This is a genomic window from Pseudorhodoferax sp. Leaf267, from assembly GCF_001422405.1.
Taxonomy (GTDB): domain Bacteria; phylum Pseudomonadota; class Gammaproteobacteria; order Burkholderiales; family Burkholderiaceae_C; genus Pseudorhodoferax.
On sequence record NZ_LMMV01000025.1, the window covers coordinates 120322 to 145990 of the forward strand.

Sequence of the window (25669 nt, forward strand, 5' to 3'; positions counted from 1 at the left end):
GCTCAGCGCCGCAGTGCCGTGAAGGCCGCGAACTCCCAGCTGCGCATGGCCAGCAGCAGCGTGTAGCCCTCGCGCTGGGCCTCGGGCAGCTTCTGGTCGGCCAGGTGCTGCTGCGCGAAGTCCTGCGCCAGCCGCTGCAGCCGCTCGACGAAGGCCGGCGCCAGCGCACGGCCGATGCTGCCGTGCACCAGCAGCAGGCCCTCGCCAGCGCCGTCGAAGCCGCCGCCGTAGTAGTCCAGCAGCGCGTCTTCGCGGAAGAACTGCATCACCGGCCCATGCGGCCGCCAGCGGAAGGTCTTGGCCAGCTTCAGGCGGTAGCGGTTCAGCGGCTTGAGCGCGATGATGCCGATGCGGTCCAGCTGCGCCAGGTGGCGGATGCACTCGGCCTCTGTCAGCCGGTAGGTGGAGGTGATCTGCTCCAGCGTCCACTGGCTCAGCACACAGATGGCCACCAGCAGCAGCTTCTTGTCGGCCACGACGGCGCGCTCCTGGTCCTCGCGCAGCTCGGCCAGCAGCGGCTGCTGGTCGGCCACCTGGCGTGCGAGGTCGGCGAAATCGAGCCGCAGCGCGCGGCAGATCGCATCGATGCGCGACAGCGGCATCTCGCCTTTCGCCAGCATGCGCTTGACGCTGGACTCGGCCATGCCGAGCGATTGGGCCAGGTCGGCATAGGTCATGCGCGCGGCCTTGAGTTCCTTTTTGAGGACGTCGACGAGATCGGCGGTGGTGCTCATGCGGTATCGATTATGGATACCGGGCGTACCGGCTGGTGCTGAGGCGGCCGGTATCCGATGCCGCACGGCCGGGCCGGGGCAGACTGCGCGCCCACCCCCCGGGCACAATCGCCCGCAAGTTTTTCCAGGAACGCAGCCCATGGGCCCACACGACGCCGATCACCCGAACCAGTTCGCCCTGCTGGGCCAGCGCCGCTTCGGCCCGTTCTTCTGGACGCAGTTCTCCAACGCGGCCAACGACAACCTCTTCAAGTTCGCCTTCACGGTGATGGTGACCTACCAGCTCAGCGTGTCCTGGCTGCCGCCGGCCATGGCCGGGCTGGTGATCGGCGCGCTGTTCATCCTGCCGTTCCTGCTGTTCTCGGCCACCAGCGGCCAGCTCACCGACAAGCTGGACAAGACCCGCGTGATCCGCTTCGTGAAGAACCTGGAGATCGCCATCATGGCGCTGGCCGCCTGGGGCTTCATGAGCGACAGCGTGGCCGTGCAGGTGCCCGTGCTGCTGGGCTGCACCTTCCTCATGGGCCTGCACTCCACGCTGTTCGGCCCGGTCAAGTTCGCCTACCTGCCGCAGGTGCTGACCGAGCGCGAGCTCACCGGTGGCAACGGCATGGTGGAGATGGGCACCTTCGTCGCCATCTTGCTGGGCAACATCGCGGGCGGGCTGCTGATCGCCATCCCCGAGATCGGCCGCACGACGGTGGCCGCCAGCTGCCTGGGCCTGGCCGTGCTGGGCCGGCTGGTTGCGCAGGGAATCCCCAGCCTGCCGGCCACCGACCCGGGGCTCAGGATCAACTGGAACCCCGTCACCGAGACCTGGCGCAACCTCAAGCTGGCGCACGGCAACATCGTGGTGTTCCGCTCGCTGCTGGGCATCAGCTGGATGTGGTTCTTCGGCGCCGTGTTCCTGAGCCAGTTCCCCAGCCTGGCCAAGGAGGTGCTGCACGGCAACGAGCAGGTGGCCTCGCTGCTGCTGGTGGTGTTCTCCATCGGCATCGCCACCGGCTCGCTCTTGTGCGAGGTGCTGAGCCGGCGCCAGGTGGAGATCGGCCTGGTGCCGCTGGGCGCCATCGGCATGAGCGTGTTCTCCATCGACCTGTACTTCGCGCTGCGCGGCCTGCCGGCGCGCGAGATCATGGGCATCGGCGCGTTCACGGCCCAGGCCGCGCACTGGCGCGTGATGGCCGACCTGCTGCTGCTGTCGCTGTTCGCAGGGCTCTACAGCGTGCCGATGTACGCGCTGATCCAGCTGCGCAGCCAGCCCACGCACCGGGCGCGCATCATCGCGGCCAACAACATCCTGAACGCGCTGTTCATGATCGCCAGCAGCCTGATCGCCGGCGCGCTGCTCGGGGCCGGCTTCACGGTGCCGCAGATCTTTTTGTTCACGGGCCTGGCCAACGCCCTCGTGGCGGCCTACATCTTCCTGCTGGTGCCGGAGTACCTGCTGCGCTTCATCGCGTGGGTGATGTCGCACTTCGTCTACCGCTTCCAGGTGCGCGGCGATGCCCACATCCCGACCACGGGGCCGGCGCTGCTGGTGTGCAACCACGTGAGCTTCGTCGACGCCATCTTGCTCATGGCGGCCAGCCCGCGGCCGATCCGCTTCGTGATGGACCACCGCATCTTCCGCGTGCCGGTGCTGGGCTGGCTATTCCGCCTGGCCAAGGCGATTCCGATCGCACCGCAGAAGGAGGACCCGGCCGCCTACGCCGCGGCCTTCGATGCCGCGGCCCGCGTGCTGCGCGAAGGCGACCTGCTGGCCATCTTCCCCGAGGGCGGCATCACGCGCGACGGCAGCCTGCAGCCGTTCAAGGGCGGCGTCATGAAGATCCTGGCGCAGGCGCAGCAGGACTGCCTGGACGTGCCCGTGGTACCCATGGCGCTCAGCAACCTGTGGGGCTCGTACTTCAGCCGCATCGAGCAGGGCGGGGCCATGGTGCGGCCGTTCCGGCGCGGGGTGTGGAGCCGGGTGGGGCTGGACGTGGGGCCGGCGGTGGTGGGCCGGGCGGTGACGCCACAGGGCTTGCAGGGCGAGGTGGCCGCCTTGCTGCGATCGGCCGCCTGAGGCCGACAGCATCCAGTGCGACCGGCCGCGCGACATCACGGACGGGTATCGCATGGGGATACTCGCGGCATCATGACGGTGGTTGATTGACATATCTTGATGCTTTCTGATGGCGGTGCACAACCATTGCGGCTCCTTCACTACATCCGGAGAGAAACCATGCAAACACTTCTTGCCAAGCATTCCAGCGCGTGGACGCGTGCCGTGGCCACCGCCGTGCTGGCGGTCGCCAGCCTGTCCGCGGTGGTCACCCCGGCCACGGCACATGCGCAGAGCGAGGTTTCGCTCGCGGTGTCTGTGTTGCCGATCGCCTCGGTGGCTGTCGTGGCCGGCTCGGCATTTGCCGCCTACGAGAAGAAGCCCTCCACGGCACCGCTGCATTCCGCGCAGGCGGCCATGTCCTTGACCGTGATGGCCATCGAGAAGATGGCCGATGGCACTGCCTACGTGCTGGAGCGCGCATCCGACGGTGCCCGGTTCAGCGTGCGGCTGGGCATCCAGGCCGCAGATACCGCGTCATTGGCGCTGGGCACGGTCGTCACCACCAGCGCCATGGCCACGGGTACGGTGCTGTCCGCTGCCGGCGAGGCGATTGCCTTCATCCCGAACGCAGTGGGACAAGCCCTGCTGCACAACGAGAAGCTGTGATGCGCGGCGCTGCAAGCATCGGCGGCGCCCTGGTGGCGTCGTGGGTCGCCGCCCTGCTCATGCTGCCGTCGCCAGCCCAGGCCGGGCGTTCATGCGAGCCGCTCAAGCTCACGGCGGCCACGGTGCAGGCGGGCCTGGACCTGGCGCTCAAGACCTCGCAGCAACTGGACGCGAGCGGCGCACGGGTGGTGGTGCTGGCCCGCGCGGGCCGGAACCTGGAGAAGTATGGGCTGCGCTACTCCCACCTCGGCCTGGCGTACAAAACGGAGGCCGGGCCCTGGCGCGTGGTCCACAAGCTCAACGAGTGCGGGCAGGCAGTCGCGTCGATCTACCGGCAGGGCCTGGCGGATTTTTTCCTGGACGACCTGTGGCGCCACGAGGCGGCCTGGGTGGTGCCCAGTGCGGCGGTGCAGGCGCAATTGCGTTTGCTGATCGACAGCCCGCCACTGGTCACGCGCCTGCATGCCCAGCCCTACAGCCTGGTCAGCTACGCCTGGGGCGACAAATACCAGCAGTCCAACCAGTGGGCCATCGAGACCCTGGCCATGGCCATGGAACCCGGCACGATCACCAGCCGCCAGCAGGCCCAGGCCTGGCTCCAGTCCAGTGGCTATGCACCCACCGTACTCACGCTCAGGCCGCTCACGCGGCTGGGCGGGCGCATGACGGCGGCCAACATCGCCTTCGACGACCATCCAAACAGCAAGCGCTTTTCGGACCAGATCGAGACCGTGACGGTGGACTCTGTCTTCTCCTGGATGACCGCGGCCGGCCTGGGCGCCGCACCGGTCACATTGACACCTTGACCTGAGACTCCCATGAGCAACGCGCTACGTCTTTCCGAAAAATGGTTCCGCCGCGGCCTGTGGCTGGTGGCCTTCGTGTTCGCCAGCTTCCTGATCGGCCTGGGCGGCAGCCTGGTGGGCGACCTGCCGCAGGTCGAGGGCACGTTGCGGCTCGACGACTTCATCGACCGTGCGGCGGCCGAGCCGCTGCGGGCGCAGCTGCGCGAAGGCGAGCGCGCCGAGCGGCAGACCAGCGCCGCGCGCGAGCAGGCCGAGCTGGCGCTGCAGGTGGCGCAGCAGGCCACGGCGGCGGCGCGCGAGACCTTCACCAACTGGCTGGCCACGCGGCGCGCCACCTCGCAGCCCGACCAGGACGCCGAGCTGATCGCGCGCACGCAGGCGCTCGACGCCCTGAAGGCGCGCGAGGGCAAGGCCCAGCAGCGCATCGACGCGCTGCGGCAGTCGTCGCTCGATGCCGAGCAGTCGCTCGAGCGGGTGCGCCAGCAGCTGGGCGAGCTGGAGTCCGCGGCGCAGCAGGGCCTGCAGGCTGAACACCGCCGGATCGAGCTGCGCGTGTTCGGCTACCGCCTGGCGTTGACGCTGCCGCTGCTGGCCATCGCCGGCTGGCTGTTCGTGAAGAAGCGCAAGAGCACCTGGTGGCCCTTCGTCTGGGGCTTCATCTTCTTCGCGCTGTTCGCGTTCTTCGTCGAGCTGGTGCCCTACCTGCCCAGCTACGGCGGCTATGTGCGCTACATCGTGGGCATCGTGCTCACCGTGCTGGCCGGCCGCTACGCCATCGTGGCGCTGAACCGCTACCTCGCGCGCCAGAAGCTGGCCGAAGACCAGCCCGACATCGTGCGCCGCCACGAGCTCAGCTACGACGTGGCGTTGACACGGCTGGGCAAGGGCGTGTGCCCGGGCTGCGAGCGCGGCGTGGACCTGAAGGACCCGGCGATCGACTTCTGCCCGCACTGCGGCATCGGCCTGTTCGACCATTGCCGCGCGTGCGACCGGCGCAAGAGTGCGTTCGCGCGCTTCTGCCCTGGTTGCGGCACGGCTGCCGCTGCGGCGCCCACCACCTGACGGTAAGCGGATGCAACATCTGCGCGATTGGGCAGTTGCGCACGGGCCTGCCGGCCTTGGCGCCGGTTTGGCGCCATGGGGCGTGTTAGAAGCACCACCTGCGTCGCATGTCGCGCGCAGCAGACCTCAGTCCAATCCAACAGGAGCACCCCACATGAGCTTTTTCGGCAAGATTTTTTCCAAGATATTTCCCTCTGCCAACGCGGCTGAAGTCGTCGCTGCGCCGCCTGCGGCCACGACCTCGACCACGGCATCGGCCACCCCCGCACCGCCGCCGTCCATCCCCCTGGGTGACGTGACGCCCATCCTCGACGCGATGCCCGGCGCGGCCGCGCTGAACTGGCGCACCTCCATCGTCGACCTGCTCAAGCTGCTGGGCCTGGACAGCAGCCTGGCGGCGCGCAAGGAACTGGCCAACGAGCTGATCTACACCGGCAGCGACGAGCCCGGCTCGGCCGGCTGGAACCTGTGGCTGCACCGCCAGGTGATGACGCGCATCGCCGCGAACGGCGGCACCGTGCCGGCCGAACTGCGCGACTGATCGTCCGGGCCGCGTCAGCGCCGTGGCGGCGCTGGCGTCTCGGCCTGGATGCTGTGCAGCCACTCGCGCCAGATGGCCACCAGCAGCGCCATCAGCACCGGGCCGACGAAAAGGCCCACGAAACCCATCGTTTTCACGCCGCCGACCAGGCCGAAGAAGGTCGGCAGGAACGGCAGCTTGACCGGCCCGCCGACCAGCTGCGGGCGCAGCGTCTTGTCGACGATGAACAGCTCCACCGAGCCCCAGACGAACAGGCCCACGCCGGCCGCCAGGTGGCCCGCGCCGACCAGGTAGAGCGACACCAGCGTGAAGGCCAGCGGCGCGCCGCCCGGGATCAGCGCCATGAAGCCCGTCACCACGCCCAGCAGCACGGGCGAGGGCACGCCGGCGATCCAGTAGGCCACGCCCAGCACCAGGCCCTCGCCCAGCGCGATCAGGCCCATGCCGGTGACCGTGGAGCTGACGGTGGCTGGCACCACGCGCGAGAAGCGCTGCCAGCGCAGCGGCAGGGTGCGCTCGCCCACCACGTCCAGTTGCGCGGCGAAGCGCGCGCCGTCCTTGAACAGGAAGAAGAGCGTGATCAGCATGAACAAAATGGTGAGCGCCAGCTGCAGCAAATTGCCCGTGGTGGCGAGCGCCAGCCGGTAGATGTTGCCGATGTGCTGGCCGCTCAGGATCTGCACCCACTCGCCCAGCGCGCCGGGCTCGCCCAGGTGGTCGCGCCAGTAGGCGGCCATGCGCTCACCGGCCAGCGGGAAGGCCTCGATCCAGCGCGGCACGGGCGCGCCGTCGCGGTTGGCGCGCAGCAGCCACTGGATGAAGGTGCCGGCCTCCTGCAGCGCATAGTGCAAGGCCAGCGTCATCGGCACGACCAGCAGCAGCACCACCAGCAGCGTCGCCAGGCTGGCCGCCAGCGGCGTGCGCCCGCCGCAGCGCCGCACCAGCCGCTCGTACAGGGGCCAGCTCGCAAAGCCGATGATCAGCGCCGCCAGCACCGGCACCAGGAAGCCGCGGAAGAAGTAGACGCCGGCGGCCAGCACCAGCAGCAGCAGGAAGCGCGCGATCAGGGGGGCTTGGAGGACGGGGCGCATCGATGGCGGAAGATTGGGGAGCGGCCAATATAACCATGCACATGTGGCGGTATCCAGAAGCCCCACCGCGTTGCGGACTCAGGCCCAAATCAAGCGCTGGAGCGGCTACACCCCGCGCGCCCGGTCCGCCGCAAATCGCTTGCGGAATCCCGCGAAGTCCCCCGCGTCCAGCGCCTCGCGCACCTCACGCATGAGGTTCAGGTAGTAGTGCAGGTTGTGGATGCTGGTGAGCATCGGGCCGAGCATCTCGCCGCAGCGGTCCAGGTGGTGCAGGTAGGCGCGCGAGAAGCCGCCGCTGCCCATGGCGACGCCGCTGGTGCCGGCGCAGGCATGGCAGGTGCAGGTGGTGTCCAGCGGACGCTCGTCGCTGCGGTGCTTGGCGTTGCGGATCTTCAGGTCGCCGTAGCGCGTGAAGATGGTGCCGTTGCGCGCATTGCGCGTGGGCATCACGCAGTCGAACATGTCCACGCCCTGGGCCACGCCCTCGACCAGGTCCTCCGGCGTGCCCACGCCCATCAGGTAGCGCGGCTTGTGCGCCGGCAGCCGGTGCGGCGTGTGCGCCATGATGCGCAGCATCTCGTCCTTGGGCTCGCCCACGCTCACGCCGCCGATGGCGTAGCCGGGGAAGTCCATGGCCACGAGCTGGTCCAGCGACTCCTGCCGCAAGTGCTCGAACATGCCGCCCTGCACGATGCCGAAGAGGGCGTTGGGGTTCTGCAGGCGCGCGAACTCTGCGCGGCAGCGCTCGGCCCAGCGCAGGCTGAGCTCCATGGAGCTGCGCGCCTCGGCCTCGGTCGTGATGTGGCCCTTGGTGTCGTAGGGCGTGCACTCGTCGAACTGCATCACGATGTCGCTGTTCAGATCGGTCTGGATCTGCATGCTGACCTCGGGCGTGAGGAACAGCTTGTCGCCGTTGACGGGCGAGGCGAACTTCACGCCCTCTTCGCTGATCTTGCGCATGGCGCCCAGGCTCCAGACCTGGAAGCCGCCCGAGTCCGTGAGGATGGGCTTGTCCCACACCTCGAAGCGGTGCAGCCCGCCGAACTGGCGGATCACGTCCAGCCCCGGCCGCATCCACAGGTGGAACGTGTTGCCCAGGATGATCTGCGCGCCCATCTCTTCGAGCGACCGCGGCATCACGCCCTTGACGGTGCCATAGGTGCCCACGGGCATGAAGATGGGCGTCTGCACCACACCGTGGTTCAGCGTCAGCGTGCCGCGGCGGGCGTGGCTGGTGGGGTCGGTGGCGAGGAGGTTGAAGTCGAGCATCAGGTTTTGGAAAAGTAGCGCACGCCCGGCAGGCCGTGGAAATGGGCGTCCTGGGTCCACAACGTGGCGCCACGCGCCTGGGCGATGGCGTAAATCAGGCCGTCGGCCAGGGGCAGGCCGTTGGAGGCGGCCGAGAGCGTGAGCGGCAGGCTCAATTCCACCACGTCGCCGCACTGCATCAGCGCGGCCGCTTCGTTGGCCGTGTCTTCGCCCAGTTCGCGGTGGATCTTCTTGTAGACCTCGTAGACCGTGATGACGGGCACGATCAGTTGCTCGACCGCCAGGATCGGCGCGCGGAACAGTTCCAGGCGATCCGTCTGGCCAAAGAACTCCAGCCAGCAGGAACTGTCGAGCACCAGCGGCCCGGGCACCGGGCTGCGTTTGGCCGCGCGGCTCAAAAGCGCTCCGGGTCGTCGTCGATGTCGGTGTTGCGCAGGCCCGCGGCAATGCCGATGCAGGCCGCGGCAGGCTTGACCGGCACCAGGCGGATGAAGTTGCCGAAGTCCAGCACGGCCATCTTCGTTCCAGGCTGGATGTCGTGGTGCTCGCGCACCGACTGCGGAATCACCACCTGGTACTTGGGCGACACGGTGACGATGTTGCTTTTCATATCGATGGTTTTATCGTTGTACGGTTGTTTGATCGATAGTGGAAGCCCGCTCCAGCAGCATGGCATCGCCATAGCTGAAGAAGCGGTAGCCCTCGTGCACCGCATGGCGGTACAGCGCCATCACGTGCTCGTAGCCCGCAAAGGCGGACACCAGCATCATCAGCGTGCTCTTGGGCAAATGGAAATTCGTGACCAGCACGTCGACATGCCGGAACGCAAAGCCCGGCGTGATGAAGATGGTCGTGTCGCCGCGCGGCTCGCCGCTCTTGGCCCACGATTCGAGCGTGCGCACGGTTGTCGTGCCCACGGCCACCACGCGGCCGCCGCGTGCCTTGCAGTCGGCAATCGCCTGCTGCGTGGCGGGCGGCACCTCGTAGCGTTCGGCGTGCATGTGGTGCTCGGCGATGTTCTCGGTCTTCACGGGCTGGAACGTGCCCGCGCCCACGTGCAGCGTGACGTTGGCGCGCTGCACGCCACGCGCGTCCAGCGCAGCCAGCAGCGCTTCGTCGAAATGCAGCGCGGCCGTGGGCGCGGCCACGGCGCCGGGCACGCGCGCGAACACGGTCTGGTAGCGGCGCTCGTCTTCCGATGAATCGGCGTGCGTGATGTAGGGCGGCAACGGCACATGGCCGCAGCGGGCCATCAGCGCGTAGGGGTCTTCGCCCTGGTCGCTCTCGAACGCGAAGCGGAACAGCGGGCCGTCGTCCGCTGGCCAGCGGCCCAGCAGGGTGGCGCGAAAGCCGCCCACCATCTGCAGCGTGGTGCCCACGGCCGGCTTCTTGCTGACCTTCATGTGGCAGACCACTTCCTGGCCCTGCAGCACGCGCTCGACCAGCAGCTCCAGCTTGCCGCCCGTGGGCTTCTCGCCGAACAGCCGGGCCTTGACGACCTGGGTGTCGTTGAACACCAGCAGGTCGCCCGCGCGCAGCAGCGTGGGCAGTTCGCGGAAGATGCGGTCGATGGGGGTGGCGGCCGTTCCGTCCAGCAGGCGCGAGGCGCTGCGCTCCAGGGCGGGGTGTTGCGCCACCAGTGCGGGCGGCAGGTCGAAATCGAAATCGGAGAGCGTGAAGGAGCGCATGGCCTTGAGGGCTGGACAGGCCCGTTCCAAGTGAGGGGCGCGATTCTCCCACGCCATGCAAAATCCCCCGATGCCTTCCACCACCACGACGCCTGCCCCGATCCGCTTTGGCCCCGTGCCGCAGCATGTGCTCGTGACCGGGGGGACGGGCTTCATCGGCCGGCTGCTCGTGCAGCAGTTGCTGCGTGACGGCCACCAGGTCACCGTCTGGACGCGCGACGTGGCCGCTGCGTCGCGCCACCTCGGCACCGGGGTGCGCTGCGTGGCGCGGCTGCAGGACGTCGCGCAGCAGCAGCCCTGCGACGTGGTCATCAACCTGGCCGGCGCGCGCATCCTGGGCCTGCCGTGGACAGACGCGCGCCGCGCTCAGCTGCTCGCCAGCCGCGAAGGGCTGACGAACCGGCTGGTCGACTGGATGGCGGGGCTGGCGCGCAGGCCCTGGCTGCTGGTGTCGGCCTCGGCCGTGGGCTACTACGGCGTGCAGGCGCCGGGCGACGACACGGCCCTGGCCGAAGACGCGCCACCGCAGCCCATCTTCATGTCGCAGCTGTGCCAGCGCTGGGAGCAGGCGGCCTTGCGCGCGGCGCCGCTGGGTGTGGAGGTCGTGCGCCTGCGCTTGGGCGTGGTGCTGGGCCGCGGCGGCGCGCTGCCGCAACTGCTGCTGCCGATCTCGCTGGGCCTGGGCGGGCCGCTGGCCGGTGGGCGGCAGTGGTTCTCGTGGGTGCACGTGGAGGACCTGCTGCGCGCCATCGCCCACACCTGGACGCTGGCGCGCCAGGCGCATGACGCCGGCCAGCCGCCCGCCACACCGGTCTACAACGTGACGGCGCCGGGCACCGTGCGGCAGGCCGAGTTCAGCCGCATTGCGGCCAGGCTGATGCACCGGCCCAGCTTGTTCCCCACGCCGGGCCTGCCGCTGCGCCTGTTGCTGGGTGAGCAGGCCGATCTGCTGCGCAAGGGCCAGCGCGTCGTGCCGGCAGCGTTGCTGCGTAGCGGCTTCGCGTTCCGATTCGCCGATGCGCAGGCCGCGCTGGCCGACCTGCGCTGAGTGCCCGTGAGCCTCGTCCGTCGCCCGAGGAGGCGCAGTCCCGCAGTGCGCAGAACCGAGGTGGTGCGGTGACCAAGACCGTTCCACCCGCTGCCTCGGCCAAGCTCAGCGCCCCCCAGCGCGCGCTGCTGAAGCTGGACCTGCAACGCGACATCGACCTGGCCCTGCACCTGCCGCTGCGCTACGAGGACGAGACGCGCATCGTGCGGCTGGCCGACGTGCGCGACGGCGAGGTGGCGCAGATCGAGGCCACGGTGCAGGCCTGCGAAGTCAAGCTCGGCCCGCGCCGCCAGTTGCTGGTGACCGTGGACGACGGCAGCGACACCTGCACCCTGCGCTTCTTCACCTTCTACCCCTCGCACCAGAAAGCGCTGGCGCCGGGTGCGCGCGTGCTGGTGCGCGGCGAGGTGCGTGGCGGTTTCATGGGCCGCACCATGCTGCACCCGCAGTTCCGCGCCGCCACGGGCGAGCTGCCCACGGCGCTGACGCCCATCTACCCCACGACGGCCGCCCTGCCGCAGAACTACCTGCGCCGCGCCGTGCTCGCGGGCCTGGCGCGGGCCGAGCTGCGCGAGACGCTGCCGCCCGGCCAGTCGCCCGTGGCCTGGAGCCTGCGCCAGGCGCTGGAGTTCCTGCACCACCCCACGCCCGACGTGTCGGTGGAGGCCCTGGCCGACCGCAGCCACCCGGCCTGGCAGCGGCTCAAGGCCGAGGAGCTGCTTGCGCAGCAGCTGTCGCAGCTGACGGCGCAGCGCGAGCGTGGCCGGCTGCGCGCGCCCGTGCTGCAGCCGCGCACCGACGGCCCCGCACTCCACGCCGCCTTGCTGCAGGCGCTCCCATTCGCGCTGACCGGCGCCCAGCAGCGCGTGGTGGCCGAGATCACGGCCGACCTGGCCCGCGCCCTGCCCATGCACCGGCTGCTGCAGGGCGACGTGGGCTCGGGCAAGACCGTGGTCGCGGCACTGGCGGCCGCCGTCTGCATGGACGCCGGCTGGCAGTGCGCGCTGATGGCGCCCACCGAGATCCTGGCCGAGCAGCATTTCCGCAAGCTCGTGGGCTGGCTGGACCCGCTGCTGGCCGCGCACGGCAAGCGCATCGCCTGGCTGGCTGGCGGCCAGAAGAAGAAGGAGCGCGACACCATGCTGGCGCTCATCGCCAGCGGCGAGGCCGCGCTCGTCGTCGGCACGCATGCCGTGATCCAGGACAAGGTGCAGTTCCAGCGCCTGGGCCTGGCTGTCATCGACGAGCAGCACCGCTTCGGCGTGGCCCAGCGCTTGGCGCTGCGCGGCAAGCTCGCGGCCGAGGGCCAGGAGCCGCACCTCTTGATGATGAGCGCCACGCCCATCCCGCGCACGCTCGCCATGAGCTACTACGCCGACCTGGACGTCTCCACCATCGACGAGCTGCCGCCCGGCCGCACGCCGGTGCTCACGCGCGTGGTGCACGACGCGCGCCGCGACGAGGTCATCGAGCGCATCCGCGGCCAGATCGAGGAAGGCCGGCAGGTCTACTGGGTCTGCCCGCTGATCGAAGAGAGCGAGGCGCTGGACCTGGCCAACGCCACGGCCACACATGCCGCGCTGGCCGACGTGCTGCCCGGCGTGCTCGTGGGCCTGCTGCACTCGCGCATGGCCCCGGCCGAGAAGAAGGCCGTCATGTCGCTGTTCACCGACGGGCTCATGGGGCTCTTGGTCAGCACCACGGTGATCGAGGTCGGCGTGGATGTGCCCAACGCCTCGCTGATGGTCATCGAGCACGCCGAGCGCTTCGGCCTGTCGCAGCTGCACCAGCTGCGCGGGCGCGTGGGGCGTGGCGCGGCGGCATCGGCCTGCGTGCTGCTGTTCTCCACCGGCGATGCGCCACGCCTGGGCCAGGTCGCGCGCGAACGGCTCAAGGCCATGGTGGAAACGAACGACGGCTTCGAGATCGCCCGCCGCGACCTGGAGATCCGCGGGCCGGGCGAGTTCCTGGGCGCGCGCCAGTCCGGCGCGGCACTGCTGCGCTTCGCCGACCTCAGCACCGACGCCGAGCTGCTGGCCTGGGCGCGCGCGCTGGCCCCGGTGATGTTGGACCGGTACCCGGAGCTGGCCGAGCGGCACGTCCATCGCTGGCTGGGGGGAAAGGCCGAGTTCCTCAAGGCTTAGGGCCAGCGTCACAATACCTGCCATGACCCTGACCGAGCTGAAGTACATCGTCGCCGTTGCCCGGGAAAAGCACTTCGGCAAGGCCGCCGAGGCCTGCTACGTGTCGCAGCCCACGCTGTCGGTGGCCATCAAGAAGCTCGAAGAAGAGCTGGACCTGAAGCTCTTCGAGCGCAGCGCCAACGAGGTCGCCGTCACGCCGCTGGGCGAAGAGATCGTGCGCCAGGCGCAGAGCGTGCTGGAGCAGGCCGCCAACATCAAGGAGATCGCCAAGCGCGGCAAAGACCCGCTGGCCGGGCCCTTGAAGCTGGGCGTGATCTACACCATCGCACCCTACCTGCTGCCCGACCTGGTGCGCCAGGCCATCGAGCGCACGCCGCAGATGCCGCTGATGCTGCAGGAGAACTTCACCGTCAAGCTGCTCGAATCGCTGCGCACCGGCGAGCTGGACTGCGCCATCATGGCCGAGCCCTTTCCCGACACCGGCCTGGCCATCGCGCCGCTGTACGACGAGCCCTTCCTGGCCGTCGTGCCCACCAGCCACCCGCTGGCCGCGCAGAACCACATCACGGCCGCGCAGCTCAAGGCCGAGACCATGCTGCTGCTGGGCAACGGCCATTGCTTCCGCGACCACGTGCTCGAGGTCTGCCCCGAGTTCGCGCGCTTCTCCAGCGACGCCGAGGGCATCCGCCGCAGCTTCGAAGGCTCGTCGCTGGAGACCATCAAACACATGGTGGCCGCCGGCATGGGCGTCACGCTGGTGCCCCGCCTGGGCGTGCCGCGCGGCGCGCTGGACGCACCCAAGAGCAAGCGCCGGCGCGACGAAGAGCCCTACGTCAAATACCTGCCCTTCGACGGCGACCCGCCCACCCGCCGCGTGGTGCTGGCCTGGCGCCGCAGCTTCACGCGCTACGAGGCCATCGCCGCGTTGCGCAATGCCATCTACGCCTGCGAGTTGCCAGGCGTCAAGCGCCTGTCTTGAGCTCAAGGCGAGGGCCAGGCGATCGCCGGCATGGCCCGGCCTGGCTTGCCCCGGCCCGCGCGCATGTCTGAGAATCCCCGTTCCCTTTTGCACCAACCGAAAGATTCCATGGCCAAGAGCAGCAAGACCAGCGCCACCGGCGCGCCCAGCATCAACATCGGCATCAGCGACAAGGACCGCGCCGCCATCGCCAAGGGCCTGTCGCGCCTGCTGGCCGACACCTACACCCTGTACCTCACCACGCACAACTTCCACTGGAACGTGACCGGCCCCATGTTCAACACGCTGCACGCGATGTTCATGGCCCAGTACACCGAGCTGTGGAACGCCGTCGACCCGATCGCCGAGCGCATCCGTTCGCTGGGCCACAAGGCGCCGGGCTCGTACACGCAGTTCAGCCAGCTCGCCAGCCTGCCCGATGCGCCCGTCGAGCCGCCTGCCGCGCTGGAGATGGTGCGCATCCTGGTCAAGGGCCACGAAGCCGTGGCCCGCACCGCGCGCGAGCTGTTCCCCGTGGCCGACAAGGCCAGCGACGAGCCCACGGCCGACCTGCTGACCCAGCGCCTGACCGTGCACGAGCAGACCGCCTGGATGCTGCGCTCGCTGCTGGAGGAGTGAGCCCTTGGTCGCATCGACCGCAGCCGCGCCCACCAGCCGGCTGCAGCTCTACCTCGACCTGATCCGCTGGAACCGCCCGGCTGGCTGGCTGCTGCTGCTGTGGCCCTCGCTCAGCGCGCTGTGGGTGGCGGCCGGCGGCTTTCCCGGCTGGCACCTGCTGGCCGTGTTCGTGCTGGGCACCATCCTCATGCGCAGCGCCGGCTGCTGCGTGAACGACGTGGCCGACCGCGATTTCGACAAGCACGTCAAGCGCACCGCGCAGCGGCCCGTGACCAGCGGGCGCATCAGCGTGCGCGAGGCCCTGGTCTTCGGCGCCGTGCTGGCGCTGGCCGCGTTCGGCCTGGTGCTCACGACCAACAAGGCCACCATCGTCTGGTCGTTCGCGGCGCTGGCCGTCACGCTGGTCTACCCGTTCGCCAAGCGCTTCGTGTCCATGCCGCAGGCCGTGCTGGGCGTGGCGTTCAGTTTCGGCATCCCCATGGCGTTTGCGGCCGTGCGCGGCGGCGCGGCCGACTGGAGCTTGCAGGCCGCCTGGGCCAGCGTGCCCGCGCTGGCCTGGCTGCTGCTGCTGGGCAATTTGTTCTGGGTCATCGCGTATGACACCGAATACGCCATGGTTGACCGCGACGACGACCTCAAGATCGGCATGAAGACCTCGGCCATCACGCTGGGCCGCTTCGACGTGGCGGGCGTGCTGATCAGCTACGCGTTGTTCCTGGCGATCTGGACGCTGGCGCTGCGCCCGCTGGTGCCGGGCGGGCTGTTCGTGCTGGGCATCGCCGCGGCCGCCGCGCAGGTGCTGTGGCACGCGACGCTGATCAAGGACCGCACGCGCGAAGGCTGCTTCAAGGCCTTCCGGCTCAACCACTGGGTGGGGTTTGCGGTGTTTGCCGGGATTGTGGGGAGCTATGCGTTGCGCTGAAAACATGAAGGCGACCGTGTCATCGGCGCCCCAACTCCGTCACTATTGTTAGCCAGCGCGCAGTCCGGCTATTCCATTAACCGGAACCAGTCGCGAACAGTCAGCTGCAGCCGCAATTTCTCGTCCTCGGCCAGCGGGCAGCAGTGAGCTATCGGATTTCTGAGCGCGTTGAGGCTCGCCATGACTTTTTGGACGGCTCTTTTGCTTGTGAATAAGCTGCCCCCAAAGATGTCCCAGTTGGTTTGAATTAAATCGGATAGCTCGCCAAATGTTGTGTAGTCCAGTTCATCCATAGAGCGGCGGGTTACTCCTGCATCTATCTCCTTTTGGATGCGCGATAATACTTCGGCTTTAATGGCTTGCGGAATTCGAGCGGAAGACCACCATTCGTCTGTCTTCTCGGCCGTTTCTATTGTCTGTGAAACAAGAACTCTAATAGAGGTTTCGAGGGAGTAGAAAATTTCGTAGTGCTTAGCCATCGATGCGGCTTCAGCTCGGACCGCAAGATCAAACTGAGGATAGTAGTCGTCTTCTACTGTCTGGGGTGCGACTGCTGTGTGCCCAAGTTCGACCCCGTTTGCGCGAGCGATCCGACTGAGATCTTCGGAAAGCATCTGATTAGTCATTCCAAATGCTTTGACTTTTTCCAGTATGTCTTTACTCATTTGATGAGAGCAGATGCTCCTTCAGGCTCCGAAAGATTGCGTTAAAAACCGCCTGGTCCGCTGTCGCAGGCAGGTTGAGGTTAATTGTATAAGATAGATTCAAGCCGACGCGGCCGTCTTGCGACCGCTGCTGTTGTACTTGTATTGGTTGTCGGATTTGCTCGTCCGCACGTGCTCGTTCGTCAATAGTAGGCTTGGCTTCAACCAACTCAAAATCCGCAAAGCTCTTCAGAACCTTCAGGCAAGCGAGGGTCATCTTCGCGGCGGAATTTTCAGCATCCGCTCCAGTAACCTGTACTATCAAAGCGAACAGCTCTTTGTCGGAAAGGCGATAGAAGTATTCGTTCGCCTTCACCAGTTCGGTGTAGCCGAAGCGCACTGCTTCAGCCATTGCGGGGCCACCCGATAGGGGGTTGCGGAAACGCCTATACAACTCCGTTGGTGTCCCGTCTGATGCTGCAAACCCCACGCGTTTGAGAAATGGCGTGATTGCGCCGCCTGTGCCACCTTTGATCTGCAAGACGGTGTTAACGAAGTCGGTCGTTACACGAGGCGGAGTCGCTGCCGAGCGTATCTTGTCAAACGCCGTTTTCAAAGAACTGGAAGACGTCACGTAGGGAAGATTGGCCACGCAAATTCCTATGGTTAGCGGTTGGGAAAACGGCAGTTTAGCAAGCAAGAGCGCTGGCACGGCGATCAAAGGTGCAAGGCTGCACGACTTATCAGAACAAGTTAACCCCTTCTGCGAGTGGCCGTGGCATACCGTTCGTGGACGTAACGCTGCTCGCGCACGAGCGCACGCGGTGGGTCGATGGCACTTCCGTGCGAAACGCCTAGACAGTGCTGACGCCCTGCTGTTCGGCCAGCCAGCGATAACTAATCCAGGCGGCGTAGAGGATTTTGGGGACCGCCCAGAAAACGAATAAATGCCTGCGATCTTGATTGGATTTCGACCAGACGTAAGAATTTCGAATAACAAAAGGCGCGGACCAGAGAGGTCGGCTCTCGATACCGCAAGCATCTGACCGCCCCTCCACCAAATAAATCCGCGCCAACCCGCGCGTGATCGCCTCCACGATCTGCTCGCGGCGCAGGCCGATGTGGGCGCCCAGGTGGCGCTCGCCCGCCGCTCAGTTGCGCGCCTTGAGTGCGCGCGCGATCTGGTGGTGTTCCTCATGCGAGGAGTCGCGGCCCACGGTCTCCATGTCGATCCAGCGGGTGAAGCGGATGCGCTCATTCAGGCTGGCCAGCATGCGCCACCAGCTCGCGCACCGGTGTATCGGTCGGCACCGCCATGCTGTGCTCCAGGAAAGTGGTCAGCGCGCGGACCTGCTTGGTCGTGGCGCGCCCCATCCCCAGGCGCAGGCACTCGCGTTGCCGGCCATGCGCGCTTCATACAGTTCCTGCATTTCCTGGATGGACAGCAGCCGGCGCGCGAAGCGGCGGCTCGACGCGACCAGGAGCGCGCCATGGTCACGGCGTCCCGTCCCCAGGCGCGCCCTGAAAGACAACCTGCAGTGCAGCAACGAGTTCGGCTGCGATGGCGTCGTCCGCCAGCGCGGGAAACTCCTTCACCAACGTATTCGACACCTGGCCGCCGTTATCGCGCACCGAACGGATGATGCGGTCGATGTCGGTGTCCGGGCCTTCGATCACCTGCTTCACGCGCTCGCGCGCCAGCCGAAGGCTTCGCAGGGTGCCGGCTTCCTTGCGCATCTCCTGCTCGATGGTCACGCGCACGATGTCCGCGAGGTACTCGACGTGGTCGGTGAGGTCGGGGTATCGCCATGCGTTCAACGCGTCCGCGTAGCCGTCGAACTGCAGGTTGGTGCGCACGCCGTCCTCGGCCAGCTGCTCCGCCCCGAAGCGCCAGGCGTCGGTGTAGCGGCGCATGAGGGGCTGCGAGAACAGCTCGATCACCTGGTCATAGCCGCGGCGCTTGATCACCGAGCTGGTGATGGTCGCCGACACCGGCAGGATGAACGGCTCGGGCACGGCGCCATCGCGCCGCAGCACGTCGTTGACCAGGAAGCGCGAGATGCGGCCGTTGCCGTCCGACATCGGATGGATGTAGACGAAGCCGAACGACAGTACGGCGGCGCGGACCAGGGCGGCGGCGCCCGCAGTACGCTCGGCGCAGTCGCGCAATCCGCGCAGCAACTGCGGTGCATCGTCCCAATGGGGTGCGATGTAGTGGACCACCTCGCGGAATCCGTCGACCTCGCCGACGAACACGGGTGATCGCCGCACGCCATAGCGCGTCGCGCGCGGCCCCAGGATCTCGGCCTGCAATGCGCCTAACGACGCCTCCGACAACGGGTCTTCGTGCCGGCCGCACCAGCGCTCCATCGCGGCGGCGAAGCGCCGCACCCGGTCGACATGCTGCTCTTCGCGCTCGATCGCAAAGCTGGCGCGGCTTTCCTTGATGGTGAGCCAGACAGCGCTGCGCTGCAGGATGTCGGCGCCGAATTCCGCCTCGAGGGCCGCCAGATGCTCCGCACACGCGTACTGCTCGGCCTGCCGGACGGCGGGCGTGCGCATCACCATGGGGCAGAAGTCGCGCGAGCCGGGCAGGTTGTCGCGCACCCGCCACCGCTGGTTGTTTGTTGATCGGGAAGCGGTCAGGTAGGTCTCTGCATCGAGCGCGGTCACATAGTTGCCGGCCGCGACGCCCGGGACATCGAGCCTGCGACCCGTGAGGTACTCGTAGAAGAAGCCGGCGCGGCGGGCGTACTGCCCGGTGGGTTCTGCGGCGACCCAGGCTTGCAGTTCAGCGGCCGGCGCGGCGTCGAACAGGCGTGCGAGGAATTCCAGGTGGACGCCCTCGTGCTTGAGGGCGAAGGTCAGGTGGCCCGCCAGGGACGCCGCGGGCCGGGCAGCAGGCGGATACCGTTCATGGACGTAACCGTTGTCCCGGACGGTCGCACGCGATGTGCCGATCGCACTGTCCACGCGAAACGCCTGGACGGCCACCACGCCGTACCGGTCGGCCAACCAGCGGTATCCGATCCAGTCGGGCATTGAGGAACTGGGGGACAGCCCAGAAAACGATTAGGTGCGTGAGATATTGATTAGATTTCAGGCGTGCGTCAAGATTTCGATTAAAACGGAGCGGTAGTCGAACAGAGGGGGCTCTTGTTGTCGCAAGCAGCTCAAAGCCCCTCCACCAAATAAATCCGCGCCAACCCCCGCGTGATCGCCTCCACGATCTGGTCGCGGCGCAGGCCGATGTGGGCGCCCAGGTGCTTCTCCCCCGCCGCCCAGTCGCGCGCCTTCAGCGCCCGCGCGATCTGCCGGTGTTCCTTCTGCGTGGAGTCGCGGCCCACGGTCTCCATGTCGATCCAGCGGATGAAGCGGATGCGCTCGTTCAGGCTGGCCAGCATGCGCCGCAGCTCGGCGTTGCCGGCCATGTCGGCGATCTGCAGATGAAAGCTCTCGTCCAGCGCCACCAGCTCGCGCACCGGGGTGTCGGGCGCCACCGACTTGCTGTGTTCCAGGAAGGTGATGAGCGCGCGCACCTGCTCGGCCGTGGCGCGCTCCATCGCCAGGCGCAGGCATTCGCGCTCCACGGCCATGCGCGCTTCGTACAGGTCCTGCATCTCCTGGATGTCGAGCGGCCGCCGCACAAAGCCGCGGCTGGACGCCACCAGGAAACCATCCGTCGCCAGCGTGTTCAGCGCCTCGCGCACCGGCGTGCGGCTCACGCCCAGGCGCTCGGCCAGCTCGATCTCGCTCAGGCGCTCGCCGGGCTTCAACTGGTAGGAGATCGCCATGTCGCGCAGGATGCTCAGCACGCTGGAACCGCGCTCGCGGCGCACGGCGGAAATGGGGGCGGGTGAGGTCTTCATGGCCCGCTCAGTATACTGAGCACGATACTGAAGCGAATCCACGGAGCGACCTGATGACCTCTCTCAACGGTGCCGACGCGCTGGTGCGCATGCTGCAACTCAATGGCGTGCGCCACATCTTCGGGCTGTGTGGCGACACCAGCCTGCCGTTCTACGACGCCATGGCGCGGCTGGACCACGGCATCGACCACATCCTCACGCGCGACGAGCGCAGCGCCGGCTACATGGCCGACGGCTATGCGCGTGTGACGGGCAAGGTGGGCGTGTGCGAAGGCCCCAGCGGCGGCGGCGCCACCTACCTGCTGCCGGCGTTGGTGGAGGCCAACGAGTCGTCGATCGCGGTGCTGGGCATCACCTCCGATGTGTCGGTGGGCTCGCGCGGCAAGTACCCGCTGACCGAGCTGGACCAGCAGGCCCTGTACCGCCCGCTGACCAAGTGGAACACCACGGTGGACCGCGTCGACCAGATCCCCGGCGCGGTGCGCGGCGCCTTCCGCGCCATGACCACGGGCAAGCCCGGCTCGGCCCACATCTGCCTGCCCTACGACCTGCAGAAGCATGAGGCCGACCCGGCCGACCTGTGGGCCCAGCCCGGGCACGACCGCTTCCCCGCGATGCGCAGCGCGCCCGACCCGGCGGCCGTCGAGCAGGCGGCCGAGCGCCTGGCCGCCGCGCGCGCGCCCGTCATCGTGTGCGGCGGCGGCGTGGTGATCGCCGGCGCCTGCGAGGCATTGGACGCACTGGCCACGTTGATCGACGCGCCGGTCTGCACCACCGTGAGCGGCCAGGGCAGCCTGGCCGACACGCACCCGCTGAACGCGGGCGTGGTCGGCGCCAACGGCGGCATCACGGCCACGCGCGAGGTCGTGCAACAGGCCGACCTGGTGCTGTTCATCGGCTGCCGCGCCGGCTCCACCAGCACCGAGAACTGGCGCGTGCCGGCGCGCAGCGTGACCATCGTGCACATCGATGTGGACCCCATGGTGATCGGCGCCAACTACCGTACCGACGTGGCGCTGGTCGGCGACGCCCTGCTGGCCCTGCAGGCCTTGCACGGCGCGCTGCTGCCGCACCTGGCCGGCCGGCCGCGGCAAGCGGGCGCGGGCGTGGCGCTGGCGCGCGCGGCGCGTGCCGCCAAGCAGGCCAAGTTCGCACCGCTGGCTGCATCTCTGGACACCCCTATCAAGCCCGAGCGCGTGGTCGACCTGCTGAACAAGCTGCTGCCCGACGATGCGGTGGTCGTGGCCGACCCCGGCACGCCGTGCCCGTATTTCTCGGCCTACTTCAATGCCGCGCGATCGGGCCGCCAGTTCATCACCAACCGGGCCCAGGGCGCGCTGGGCTTCTCGCTGGCCGCGGGCATCGGCGCGCAGGTGGGGCGCCCGAACGCGCCCGTGGTCTCGGTGATGGGCGATGGCAGCTTCGGCTTCACCTGCGGCGAGATGGAGACGCTGGTGCGCCGCAAGATCCCGCTCAAGATGGTGGTGTTCTCCAATGCCGTGTTCGGCTGGATCAAGGCCAGCCAGAAAGAGGGCTACGGCCAGCGCTACTTCTCGGTGGACTTCACGCGCACCGACCACGCGCGCGTGGCCGAGGCCTTCGGCGTCAAGGCGTGGCGCGTGAGCGATCCGGCCCAGCTCGAAGACGCGCTGCGCGCCGCCCTGCGCCACGACGGCCCGGCCCTGGTCGACGTGCTGTCCCAGGAGCTGCAGGACACGGCCGTGCCCGTCAGCCAGTGGATGGGTTGAGCCCTTTTTTCTTGAACCGACCAGCGAGCCAGCCGATGACCTCATCTCCCTCTCGTTCCTCCCGCCGCCGCGCCCTGCAGGCCGGTGCCCTGGCGTTCGCCGGCCTGGCGGGCGCGCCGCTGGCCTTCGCCCAGGCCGCCAGCGATGCGACGCTGAAGCTCATCATCACCTTCCCGCCCGGGGGCAGCACCGACATCGCGGCGCGCATCATCCAGCCCAAGCTGGCCGAGCGCCTGGGCCGGCCCGTGGTGGTGGACAACAAGCCCGGCGCGGCCAGCCAGCTGGCCACGCAGTACGTGGCGCGCTCGGCGCCGGACGGCAACACCGTGCTGGTGGGGTTCGACACGCACGCGATCAACCCCGTCGCCAAGTCCAAGCTGCCCTACGACACCTTCAAGGACTTTGCTGGCGTCACGCTGGCGCTGCGTTTCCCGCTCGTGATCGGGGCCGCGGCCTCGGTGCCGGGCAAGGATTTGCGCGCCTTCCTGGATGCCGCCAAGGCCGCGCCCAACAAGTTCAACTACGCCTCCACGGGCCTCGGTTCCATGAACCACCTGGTGGCCGAGGACATCAAGAAGCGCTCCGGCGCCGAGCTGCTGCACGTGCCGTACTCGGGCGGCGGCCCGGCCGTGCAGGCCGTGCTCAGCGAGGTCTCCAGCCTCACGCTGCTGAGCTACGCAGCGCTGCGCGGCCAGATCGCGGCCGGCAAGATCAAGCCGCTGGCCGTCACCGGCGCGCGCCGCCTGCCCGAGCTGCCCGACGTGCCGACGGTCGCCGAGTCCGGCTTCCCCGGCTTCGAGGCCTATTCCTGGATCGGCATCTTCGCGCCCGCGGCCACGCCAGCCGGCACGCTGAAGCAGCTGACCGACGTCTTCCAGGCCGCGCTGCACGACCCCGAGGTGCACCAGCGGCTCACGGCGGCGGGCTTCGAAGTCATGGCCACCGACGGGCCGACGGTGGACCGCTACACGCGCGAGCAGTACGAGCGCTGGCGCGCCTTCGTGCAGGCCGCGAACCTCAAGCTGGAGGATTGATGGCGGCTGTCTTGCAGCTCGACCACATCGTCATCGCCGTGCACGATCTGGCGCAGGCGGTGGCCGACTACCAGGCGCTGGGCTTCACCGTCACGCCCGGCGGCCAGCATCCGGGGCGCACCTCGCACAACGCGCTGGTGGTGTTCGCGGACGGCGCCTACCTGGAGCTGATCGCCTGGCAGGCGCCCGCGCCGCAGGAGCGCTGGTGGCGCGACCTGCAGCAGTTCGGCGAAGGCCCGGTCGACTTCGCGCTGCTGCCGGACGACACAGTGGCCGTGGCCCAGGCCGCACGTGAGCGCGGCCTGGCGCTGGAGGCGCGCAACGGGGCGCGCAAGCGGCCCGATGGCCGCGAACTGCAATGGCAGACGGCCCGCCATGCCACGCCCGATGTGCCGTTTTTGTGTGGCGACATCACGCCGCGCGACTGGCGCGTGCCCGGGGGCGCCGCGCGCGAACACGCCAATGGCGCCACGGGCGTGGCCGGTCTGGCCATCGCCGTGGCCGACCTCGCGGTCACGCGCCAGCGCTGGCGGGCGCTGCTCGGCCCCGAGGCGCAGGTCGGTGCGCCCTTCGTGCTGGCCGGCAGTGGCCTGCGCATCGTCCAGGTGGAACTGGGCAACACCAGCCTGGTGCTGGTCGAGCCTGCCGGTGCCGCGCAGGCGGGTGGTGGTGTGCTGGCAACCTGGGCGCAGGCGCGCGGGCAAGGCCCTTGCGCGTTCACGCTGCGCGGCCCGGCCGCGCAGGCGTTGGACGCGGCACTGAGCCACGGCGCCGCGATCGACACCGTGGCAGGCTGATCAGCCCGCGCCGAACTCGTCGCCCAGTTCGCGCGCGCGCTGCTCGGCCGCCTGCATGGCGCGCACGAAGGCCTCGCCCACCTGGGCCTGCTGCAGGGACGTGATGGCCGCGTAGGTCGTGCCGCCCTTGGACGTCACGCGCTGGCGCAGGGTTTCCAGCGGCTCGTCGGAGCGGCGGGCCAGTTCGGTCGCACCGCCAAAGGTGCCCACGGCCAGGCGCTGTGCCTGTTCAGCCGGCAAGCCCATGGCCACGCCGGCCTGCACCATGGCTTCAAGGAAATAGAACACATAGGCCGGGCCGGAGCCGGACAGCGCGGTCACAGCGTCCAGCTGCGATTCCTCGGCCACCCATAGCGACTCGCCGGTCGAGGCCAGGGCCTGCTCCACGCGCTGGCGGTCGTCGGCCGTGACGGCGCTGCGCGCGAACAGGCCCGTCATGCCCTGGCCCACGAGCGCGGGCGTGTTGGGCATGGCGCGCACGATGCGCTCGCTGCCCAGCCAGCGCGCGATGCTGTCGCTGCGGATGCCGGCTGCCACGCTCAGGTGCAGTGCGCCGCCGGCATGGGCGCGCACGGGCGCTGCCGCGTCCTTGAAGACCTGCGGCTTCACGGCCCACACCACCAGCGTGGCCTGCGCCAGCGCGGGGCCGGCTTGTTCCAGGGCCTGCACGCCATGGTCGGCGGCCAGCTTGGCGCGCGCCTCGGCGAACGGTTCGACGACCAGCACGCGGTCGGCCGGCAGGCCCTGGCGCACCAGGCCGCCGATGATGGCGCTGGCCATGTTGCCGCCGCCGATGAAGGCGATGGGGGAGTGGGTGGCGGTGTTCATGTGAGGAATTCCGAAACGGCGAAGGCCACGAACTGCGTGACCTGCATGGGGTTGAAGTTGTCGTCGCTGAGCAGCACCAGCGTGCGCTGCTGGGCCTGGCCGTTCGCGGCCGGCAGCATCGGGCCCCAGGCCAGGCATTCGCTGTTGTCCAGCTTGGCCAGGCCAGGGCCCAGGTAGGCCGACAGGTCGGCCACCAGCGTCTTGCGCAGCGGCGTGAATGCCGCACCCTGCAGCGCGGGCAGGGCCAGCGTGTCGCTGCCGCTGGCCAGGTCCACGCGGAAGAGCCGCAGCGCATTGCCCACGCCGGCCATGTAGGCGCGCTCCAGCACCAGCATCGTCTGCGCGTTGAGCATCAGCACCTCGCTGACGCCGTTGTCGGCATAGGTCAGCGGCAGGCGCGGCGCCTGCGGAATCGCCTCGGGGACGTAGGCGCGCTGGGCGATGGCCTGGCCGCTGGCCAGGTCGAACAAGGTGAAGCGGCAGGGGCCGCCGACGGCGCCCACGCGCGGGATGGGGCCGTCCTGCTGCAGCGCGTTTTCCATCGCCGCCCAGGCGCCGCGGCCATCGGGCGTCAGCGTCAGGCCCTCGAAGCCCAGGTTGTCGCGCGGGCCGCTCAGGCCGGCCGGGTCGATGGCGAAATGCGGCGGCAACGCAAAGCTGCGCAGCGTGCGGCCATCGGTGGCGGACTCGCGCAGCGTGGGCGGCTGGCCGCGCGCGATGTTGCCGTCGCCGGACCACAGCAGCGTGCCGGTGGCGGCACGCCAGCGGATGGACTCGGGGTCGGGCCGGTCGTTGGGCTGCAGGGGCTGCACGCTCAACAGCTCGGCCGGGCCGATGCCCTGGGCCGTGACGGGCAGCCGCAGCGTGTAGAAGCGCGGCGCCGCGCGGTCGTCGCTGATGGCGTACCAGAGGTCGCGCACCGGGTCGTAGTCCAGGCCCGAGAGGCCGCCGACGGTGGTGTCCTGAAAGCGCAGCCGGTGCGGCAGGCGGGTTTCGCCGATCAGGCGCAGGGCCGGATTGCGGGACGCGGGCGGGGCCGCAGGGGCGGCGCCGCAGCCCGCCAGCGTGGCACCGAGGGCGGTGGCGGCGAGCAGGCGGCGGCGGGAGAGGGGGGTCGAGCGGGGCATGCAG

General features: G+C 68.8%; 26 protein-coding genes. 13 read left to right on the top strand and 13 right to left on the bottom strand.

Features of this window, described 5'->3' with window-relative positions; genetic code table 11:
• Positions 1-2: 2 nt before the first annotated feature.
• Complete coding sequence (locus ASF43_RS25715; protein ID WP_056187781.1) at positions 3-734, bottom strand: helix-turn-helix transcriptional regulator; 732 nt, start codon at positions 732-734, stop codon at positions 3-5.
• A gap of 139 nt (positions 735-873) precedes the next feature.
• Between ASF43_RS25715 and ASF43_RS25720 the strand changes: the two genes are divergently transcribed.
• The 5 genes from ASF43_RS25720 (at position 874) to ASF43_RS25740 (ending at position 5859) form a co-directional block, all read left to right on the top strand.
• Positions 874-2802 (top strand): MFS transporter, encoded by a 1929-nt coding sequence (locus ASF43_RS25720; RefSeq protein ID WP_056187784.1) that lies wholly within the window; start codon positions 874-876, stop codon positions 2800-2802.
• 159 nt (positions 2803-2961) lie between these two features.
• Entirely contained in the window at positions 2962-3450 is a 489-nt protein-coding gene (locus ASF43_RS25725) for a hypothetical protein (RefSeq protein WP_056187788.1), read from the top strand.
• A complete protein-coding gene (locus tag ASF43_RS25730; protein WP_056187791.1) occupies positions 3450-4256 on the top strand; it encodes a DUF2145 domain-containing protein in 807 nt (268 codons plus the stop codon). Before ASF43_RS25725 ends, ASF43_RS25730 begins: the two co-directional genes overlap by 1 nt.
• Positions 4257-4268: 12 nt before the next feature.
• On the top strand, positions 4269-5318 hold the full coding sequence (locus tag ASF43_RS25735; protein WP_056187794.1) for a zinc ribbon domain-containing protein: 1050 nt from the start codon (positions 4269-4271) through the stop codon (positions 5316-5318).
• A 154-nt stretch (positions 5319-5472) separates the two neighbouring features.
• A complete protein-coding gene (locus ASF43_RS25740; protein ID WP_056187797.1) occupies positions 5473-5859 on the top strand; it encodes a DUF3597 domain-containing protein in 387 nt (128 codons plus the stop codon).
• Positions 5860-5873: 14 nt separating this feature from the next.
• Here ASF43_RS25740 and ASF43_RS25745 read toward each other — a convergent pair whose 3' ends face one another.
• From ASF43_RS25745 to queA, 5 genes are all read right to left on the bottom strand, one after another.
• The gene (locus ASF43_RS25745) at positions 5874-6950 is read right to left on the bottom strand and encodes an AI-2E family transporter (RefSeq protein ID WP_056187799.1); all 1077 of its coding nucleotides are present in this window, start codon (positions 6948-6950) and stop codon (positions 5874-5876) included.
• Between the two features lie 105 nt (positions 6951-7055).
• Positions 7056-8219 (bottom strand): tRNA guanosine(34) transglycosylase Tgt, encoded by a 1164-nt coding sequence (gene tgt, locus ASF43_RS25750; RefSeq protein ID WP_056187802.1) that lies wholly within the window; start codon positions 8217-8219, stop codon positions 7056-7058.
• On the bottom strand, positions 8219-8617 hold the full coding sequence (locus ASF43_RS25755) for a type II toxin-antitoxin system VapC family toxin (protein ID WP_235578366.1): 399 nt from the start codon (positions 8615-8617) through the stop codon (positions 8219-8221). The genes tgt and ASF43_RS25755 overlap by 1 nt, the downstream gene beginning before the upstream one ends.
• Complete coding sequence (locus tag ASF43_RS25760) at positions 8614-8829, bottom strand: AbrB/MazE/SpoVT family DNA-binding domain-containing protein (RefSeq protein WP_056187805.1); 216 nt, start codon at positions 8827-8829, stop codon at positions 8614-8616. The genes ASF43_RS25755 and ASF43_RS25760 overlap by 4 nt, the downstream gene beginning before the upstream one ends.
• Positions 8830-8839: 10 nt before the next feature.
• Positions 8840-9907: a tRNA preQ1(34) S-adenosylmethionine ribosyltransferase-isomerase QueA gene (gene queA, locus ASF43_RS25765; RefSeq protein WP_056187808.1), complete on the bottom strand. Its 1068-nt coding sequence runs from the start codon at positions 9905-9907 to the stop codon at positions 8840-8842.
• Between the two features lie 70 nt (positions 9908-9977).
• On the opposite strand from queA, the gene ASF43_RS25770 reads away from it, so the two are divergent.
• The 5 genes from ASF43_RS25770 (at position 9978) to ubiA (ending at position 15618) form a co-directional block, all read left to right on the top strand.
• The gene (locus ASF43_RS25770) at positions 9978-10955 is read left to right on the top strand and encodes a TIGR01777 family oxidoreductase (RefSeq protein ID WP_056187812.1); all 978 of its coding nucleotides are present in this window, start codon (positions 9978-9980) and stop codon (positions 10953-10955) included.
• Between the two features lie 68 nt (positions 10956-11023).
• A complete protein-coding gene (recG, locus tag ASF43_RS25775) occupies positions 11024-13099 on the top strand; it encodes an ATP-dependent DNA helicase RecG (protein WP_056187815.1) in 2076 nt (691 codons plus the stop codon).
• Positions 13100-13121: 22 nt separating this feature from the next.
• Positions 13122-14078, top strand: coding sequence for a LysR substrate-binding domain-containing protein (locus tag ASF43_RS25780; RefSeq protein WP_056187817.1), 957 nt, complete (start codon positions 13122-13124; stop codon positions 14076-14078).
• Positions 14079-14186: 108 nt separating this feature from the next.
• The gene (locus ASF43_RS25785) at positions 14187-14696 is read left to right on the top strand and encodes a Dps family protein (RefSeq protein ID WP_056187820.1); all 510 of its coding nucleotides are present in this window, start codon (positions 14187-14189) and stop codon (positions 14694-14696) included.
• A 4-nt stretch (positions 14697-14700) separates the two neighbouring features.
• Positions 14701-15618, top strand: a complete 918-nt coding sequence (ubiA, locus tag ASF43_RS25790) for a 4-hydroxybenzoate octaprenyltransferase (RefSeq protein ID WP_056187822.1) — start codon at positions 14701-14703, stop codon at positions 15616-15618.
• A gap of 68 nt (positions 15619-15686) precedes the next feature.
• On the opposite strand, the gene ASF43_RS25795 is transcribed toward ubiA, so the two are convergent.
• The 5 genes from ASF43_RS25795 to ASF43_RS25805 form a co-directional block, all read right to left on the bottom strand.
• The gene (locus ASF43_RS25795) at positions 15687-16283 is read right to left on the bottom strand and encodes a Swt1 family HEPN domain-containing protein (RefSeq protein WP_056187825.1); all 597 of its coding nucleotides are present in this window, start codon (positions 16281-16283) and stop codon (positions 15687-15689) included.
• Positions 16276-16914, bottom strand: a complete 639-nt coding sequence (locus ASF43_RS31005) for a DUF5343 domain-containing protein (protein WP_156373523.1) — start codon at positions 16912-16914, stop codon at positions 16276-16278. The genes ASF43_RS25795 and ASF43_RS31005 overlap by 8 nt, the downstream gene beginning before the upstream one ends.
• A gap of 499 nt (positions 16915-17413) precedes the next feature.
• Positions 17414-17536: a hypothetical protein gene (locus tag ASF43_RS32070; protein ID WP_255358163.1), complete on the bottom strand. Its 123-nt coding sequence runs from the start codon at positions 17534-17536 to the stop codon at positions 17414-17416.
• Between the two features lie 220 nt (positions 17537-17756).
• The gene (locus tag ASF43_RS25800; protein WP_056187828.1) at positions 17757-19304 is read right to left on the bottom strand and encodes a Fic family protein; all 1548 of its coding nucleotides are present in this window, start codon (positions 19302-19304) and stop codon (positions 17757-17759) included.
• A gap of 131 nt (positions 19305-19435) precedes the next feature.
• Positions 19436-20131, bottom strand: a complete 696-nt coding sequence (locus ASF43_RS25805; RefSeq protein WP_056188556.1) for a GntR family transcriptional regulator — start codon at positions 20129-20131, stop codon at positions 19436-19438.
• 53 nt (positions 20132-20184) lie between these two features.
• Between ASF43_RS25805 and ASF43_RS25810 the strand changes: the two genes are divergently transcribed.
• The 3 genes from ASF43_RS25810 to ASF43_RS25820 are packed head-to-tail and all read left to right on the top strand — an operon-like array spanning position 20185 to position 23710.
• Positions 20185-21879, top strand: a complete 1695-nt coding sequence (locus ASF43_RS25810) for a thiamine pyrophosphate-binding protein (RefSeq protein WP_156373524.1) — start codon at positions 20185-20187, stop codon at positions 21877-21879.
• 35 nt (positions 21880-21914) lie between these two features.
• Positions 21915-22913: a tripartite tricarboxylate transporter substrate binding protein gene (locus tag ASF43_RS25815; protein WP_056187831.1), complete on the top strand. Its 999-nt coding sequence runs from the start codon at positions 21915-21917 to the stop codon at positions 22911-22913.
• On the top strand, positions 22913-23710 hold the full coding sequence (locus tag ASF43_RS25820) for a VOC family protein (RefSeq protein ID WP_056187834.1): 798 nt from the start codon (positions 22913-22915) through the stop codon (positions 23708-23710). The genes ASF43_RS25815 and ASF43_RS25820 overlap by 1 nt, the downstream gene beginning before the upstream one ends.
• Here the strand turns inward: ASF43_RS25820 and proC are convergent, their stop codons facing one another.
• Positions 23711-24538: a pyrroline-5-carboxylate reductase gene (gene proC / locus ASF43_RS25825; RefSeq protein WP_056187838.1), complete on the bottom strand. Its 828-nt coding sequence runs from the start codon at positions 24536-24538 to the stop codon at positions 23711-23713.
• Entirely contained in the window at positions 24535-25665 is a 1131-nt protein-coding gene (locus tag ASF43_RS25830; protein ID WP_056187841.1) for an esterase-like activity of phytase family protein, read from the bottom strand. Before ASF43_RS25830 ends, proC begins: the two co-directional genes overlap by 4 nt.
• Positions 25666-25669 lie beyond the last annotated feature (4 nt).

Bases quoted from the DNA above. Each gene is read 5' to 3' on its own strand.
- ASF43_RS25715 (WP_056187781.1), bottom strand. From the start codon at position 734: ATGAGCACCACCGCCGATCTCGTCGACGTCCTCAAAAAGGAACTCAAG.
- ASF43_RS25720 (WP_056187784.1), top strand. From the start codon at position 874: ATGGGCCCACACGACGCCGATCACCCGAACCAGTTCGCCCTGCTGGGC.
- ASF43_RS25725 (WP_056187788.1), top strand. From the start codon at position 2,962: ATGCAAACACTTCTTGCCAAGCATTCCAGCGCGTGGACGCGTGCCGTG.
- ASF43_RS25730 (WP_056187791.1), top strand. From the start codon at position 3,450: ATGCGCGGCGCTGCAAGCATCGGCGGCGCCCTGGTGGCGTCGTGGGTC.
- ASF43_RS25735 (WP_056187794.1), top strand. From the start codon at position 4,269: ATGAGCAACGCGCTACGTCTTTCCGAAAAATGGTTCCGCCGCGGCCTG.
- ASF43_RS25740 (WP_056187797.1), top strand. From the start codon at position 5,473: ATGAGCTTTTTCGGCAAGATTTTTTCCAAGATATTTCCCTCTGCCAAC.
- ASF43_RS25745 (WP_056187799.1), bottom strand. From the start codon at position 6,950: ATGCGCCCCGTCCTCCAAGCCCCCCTGATCGCGCGCTTCCTGCTGCTG.
- tgt (WP_056187802.1), bottom strand. From the start codon at position 8,219: ATGCTCGACTTCAACCTCCTCGCCACCGACCCCACCAGCCACGCCCGC.
- ASF43_RS25760 (WP_056187805.1), bottom strand. From the start codon at position 8,829: ATGAAAAGCAACATCGTCACCGTGTCGCCCAAGTACCAGGTGGTGATT.
- queA (WP_056187808.1), bottom strand. From the start codon at position 9,907: ATGCGCTCCTTCACGCTCTCCGATTTCGATTTCGACCTGCCGCCCGCA.
- ASF43_RS25770 (WP_056187812.1), top strand. From the start codon at position 9,978: ATGCCTTCCACCACCACGACGCCTGCCCCGATCCGCTTTGGCCCCGTG.
- ASF43_RS25780 (WP_056187817.1), top strand. From the start codon at position 13,122: ATGACCCTGACCGAGCTGAAGTACATCGTCGCCGTTGCCCGGGAAAAG.
- ASF43_RS25785 (WP_056187820.1), top strand. From the start codon at position 14,187: ATGGCCAAGAGCAGCAAGACCAGCGCCACCGGCGCGCCCAGCATCAAC.
- ASF43_RS25795 (WP_056187825.1), bottom strand. From the start codon at position 16,283: ATGAGTAAAGACATACTGGAAAAAGTCAAAGCATTTGGAATGACTAAT.
- ASF43_RS32070 (WP_255358163.1), bottom strand. From the start codon at position 17,536: ATGCTGGCCAGCCTGAATGAGCGCATCCGCTTCACCCGCTGGATCGAC.
- ASF43_RS25800 (WP_056187828.1), bottom strand. From the start codon at position 19,304: ATGCCCGACTGGATCGGATACCGCTGGTTGGCCGACCGGTACGGCGTG.
- ASF43_RS25805 (WP_056188556.1), bottom strand. From the start codon at position 20,131: ATGAAGACCTCACCCGCCCCCATTTCCGCCGTGCGCCGCGAGCGCGGT.
- ASF43_RS25810 (WP_156373524.1), top strand. From the start codon at position 20,185: ATGACCTCTCTCAACGGTGCCGACGCGCTGGTGCGCATGCTGCAACTC.
- ASF43_RS25815 (WP_056187831.1), top strand. From the start codon at position 21,915: ATGACCTCATCTCCCTCTCGTTCCTCCCGCCGCCGCGCCCTGCAGGCC.
- ASF43_RS25820 (WP_056187834.1), top strand. From the start codon at position 22,913: ATGGCGGCTGTCTTGCAGCTCGACCACATCGTCATCGCCGTGCACGAT.
- proC (WP_056187838.1), bottom strand. From the start codon at position 24,538: ATGAACACCGCCACCCACTCCCCCATCGCCTTCATCGGCGGCGGCAAC.
- ASF43_RS25830 (WP_056187841.1), bottom strand. From the start codon at position 25,665: ATGCCCCGCTCGACCCCCCTCTCCCGCCGCCGCCTGCTCGCCGCCACC.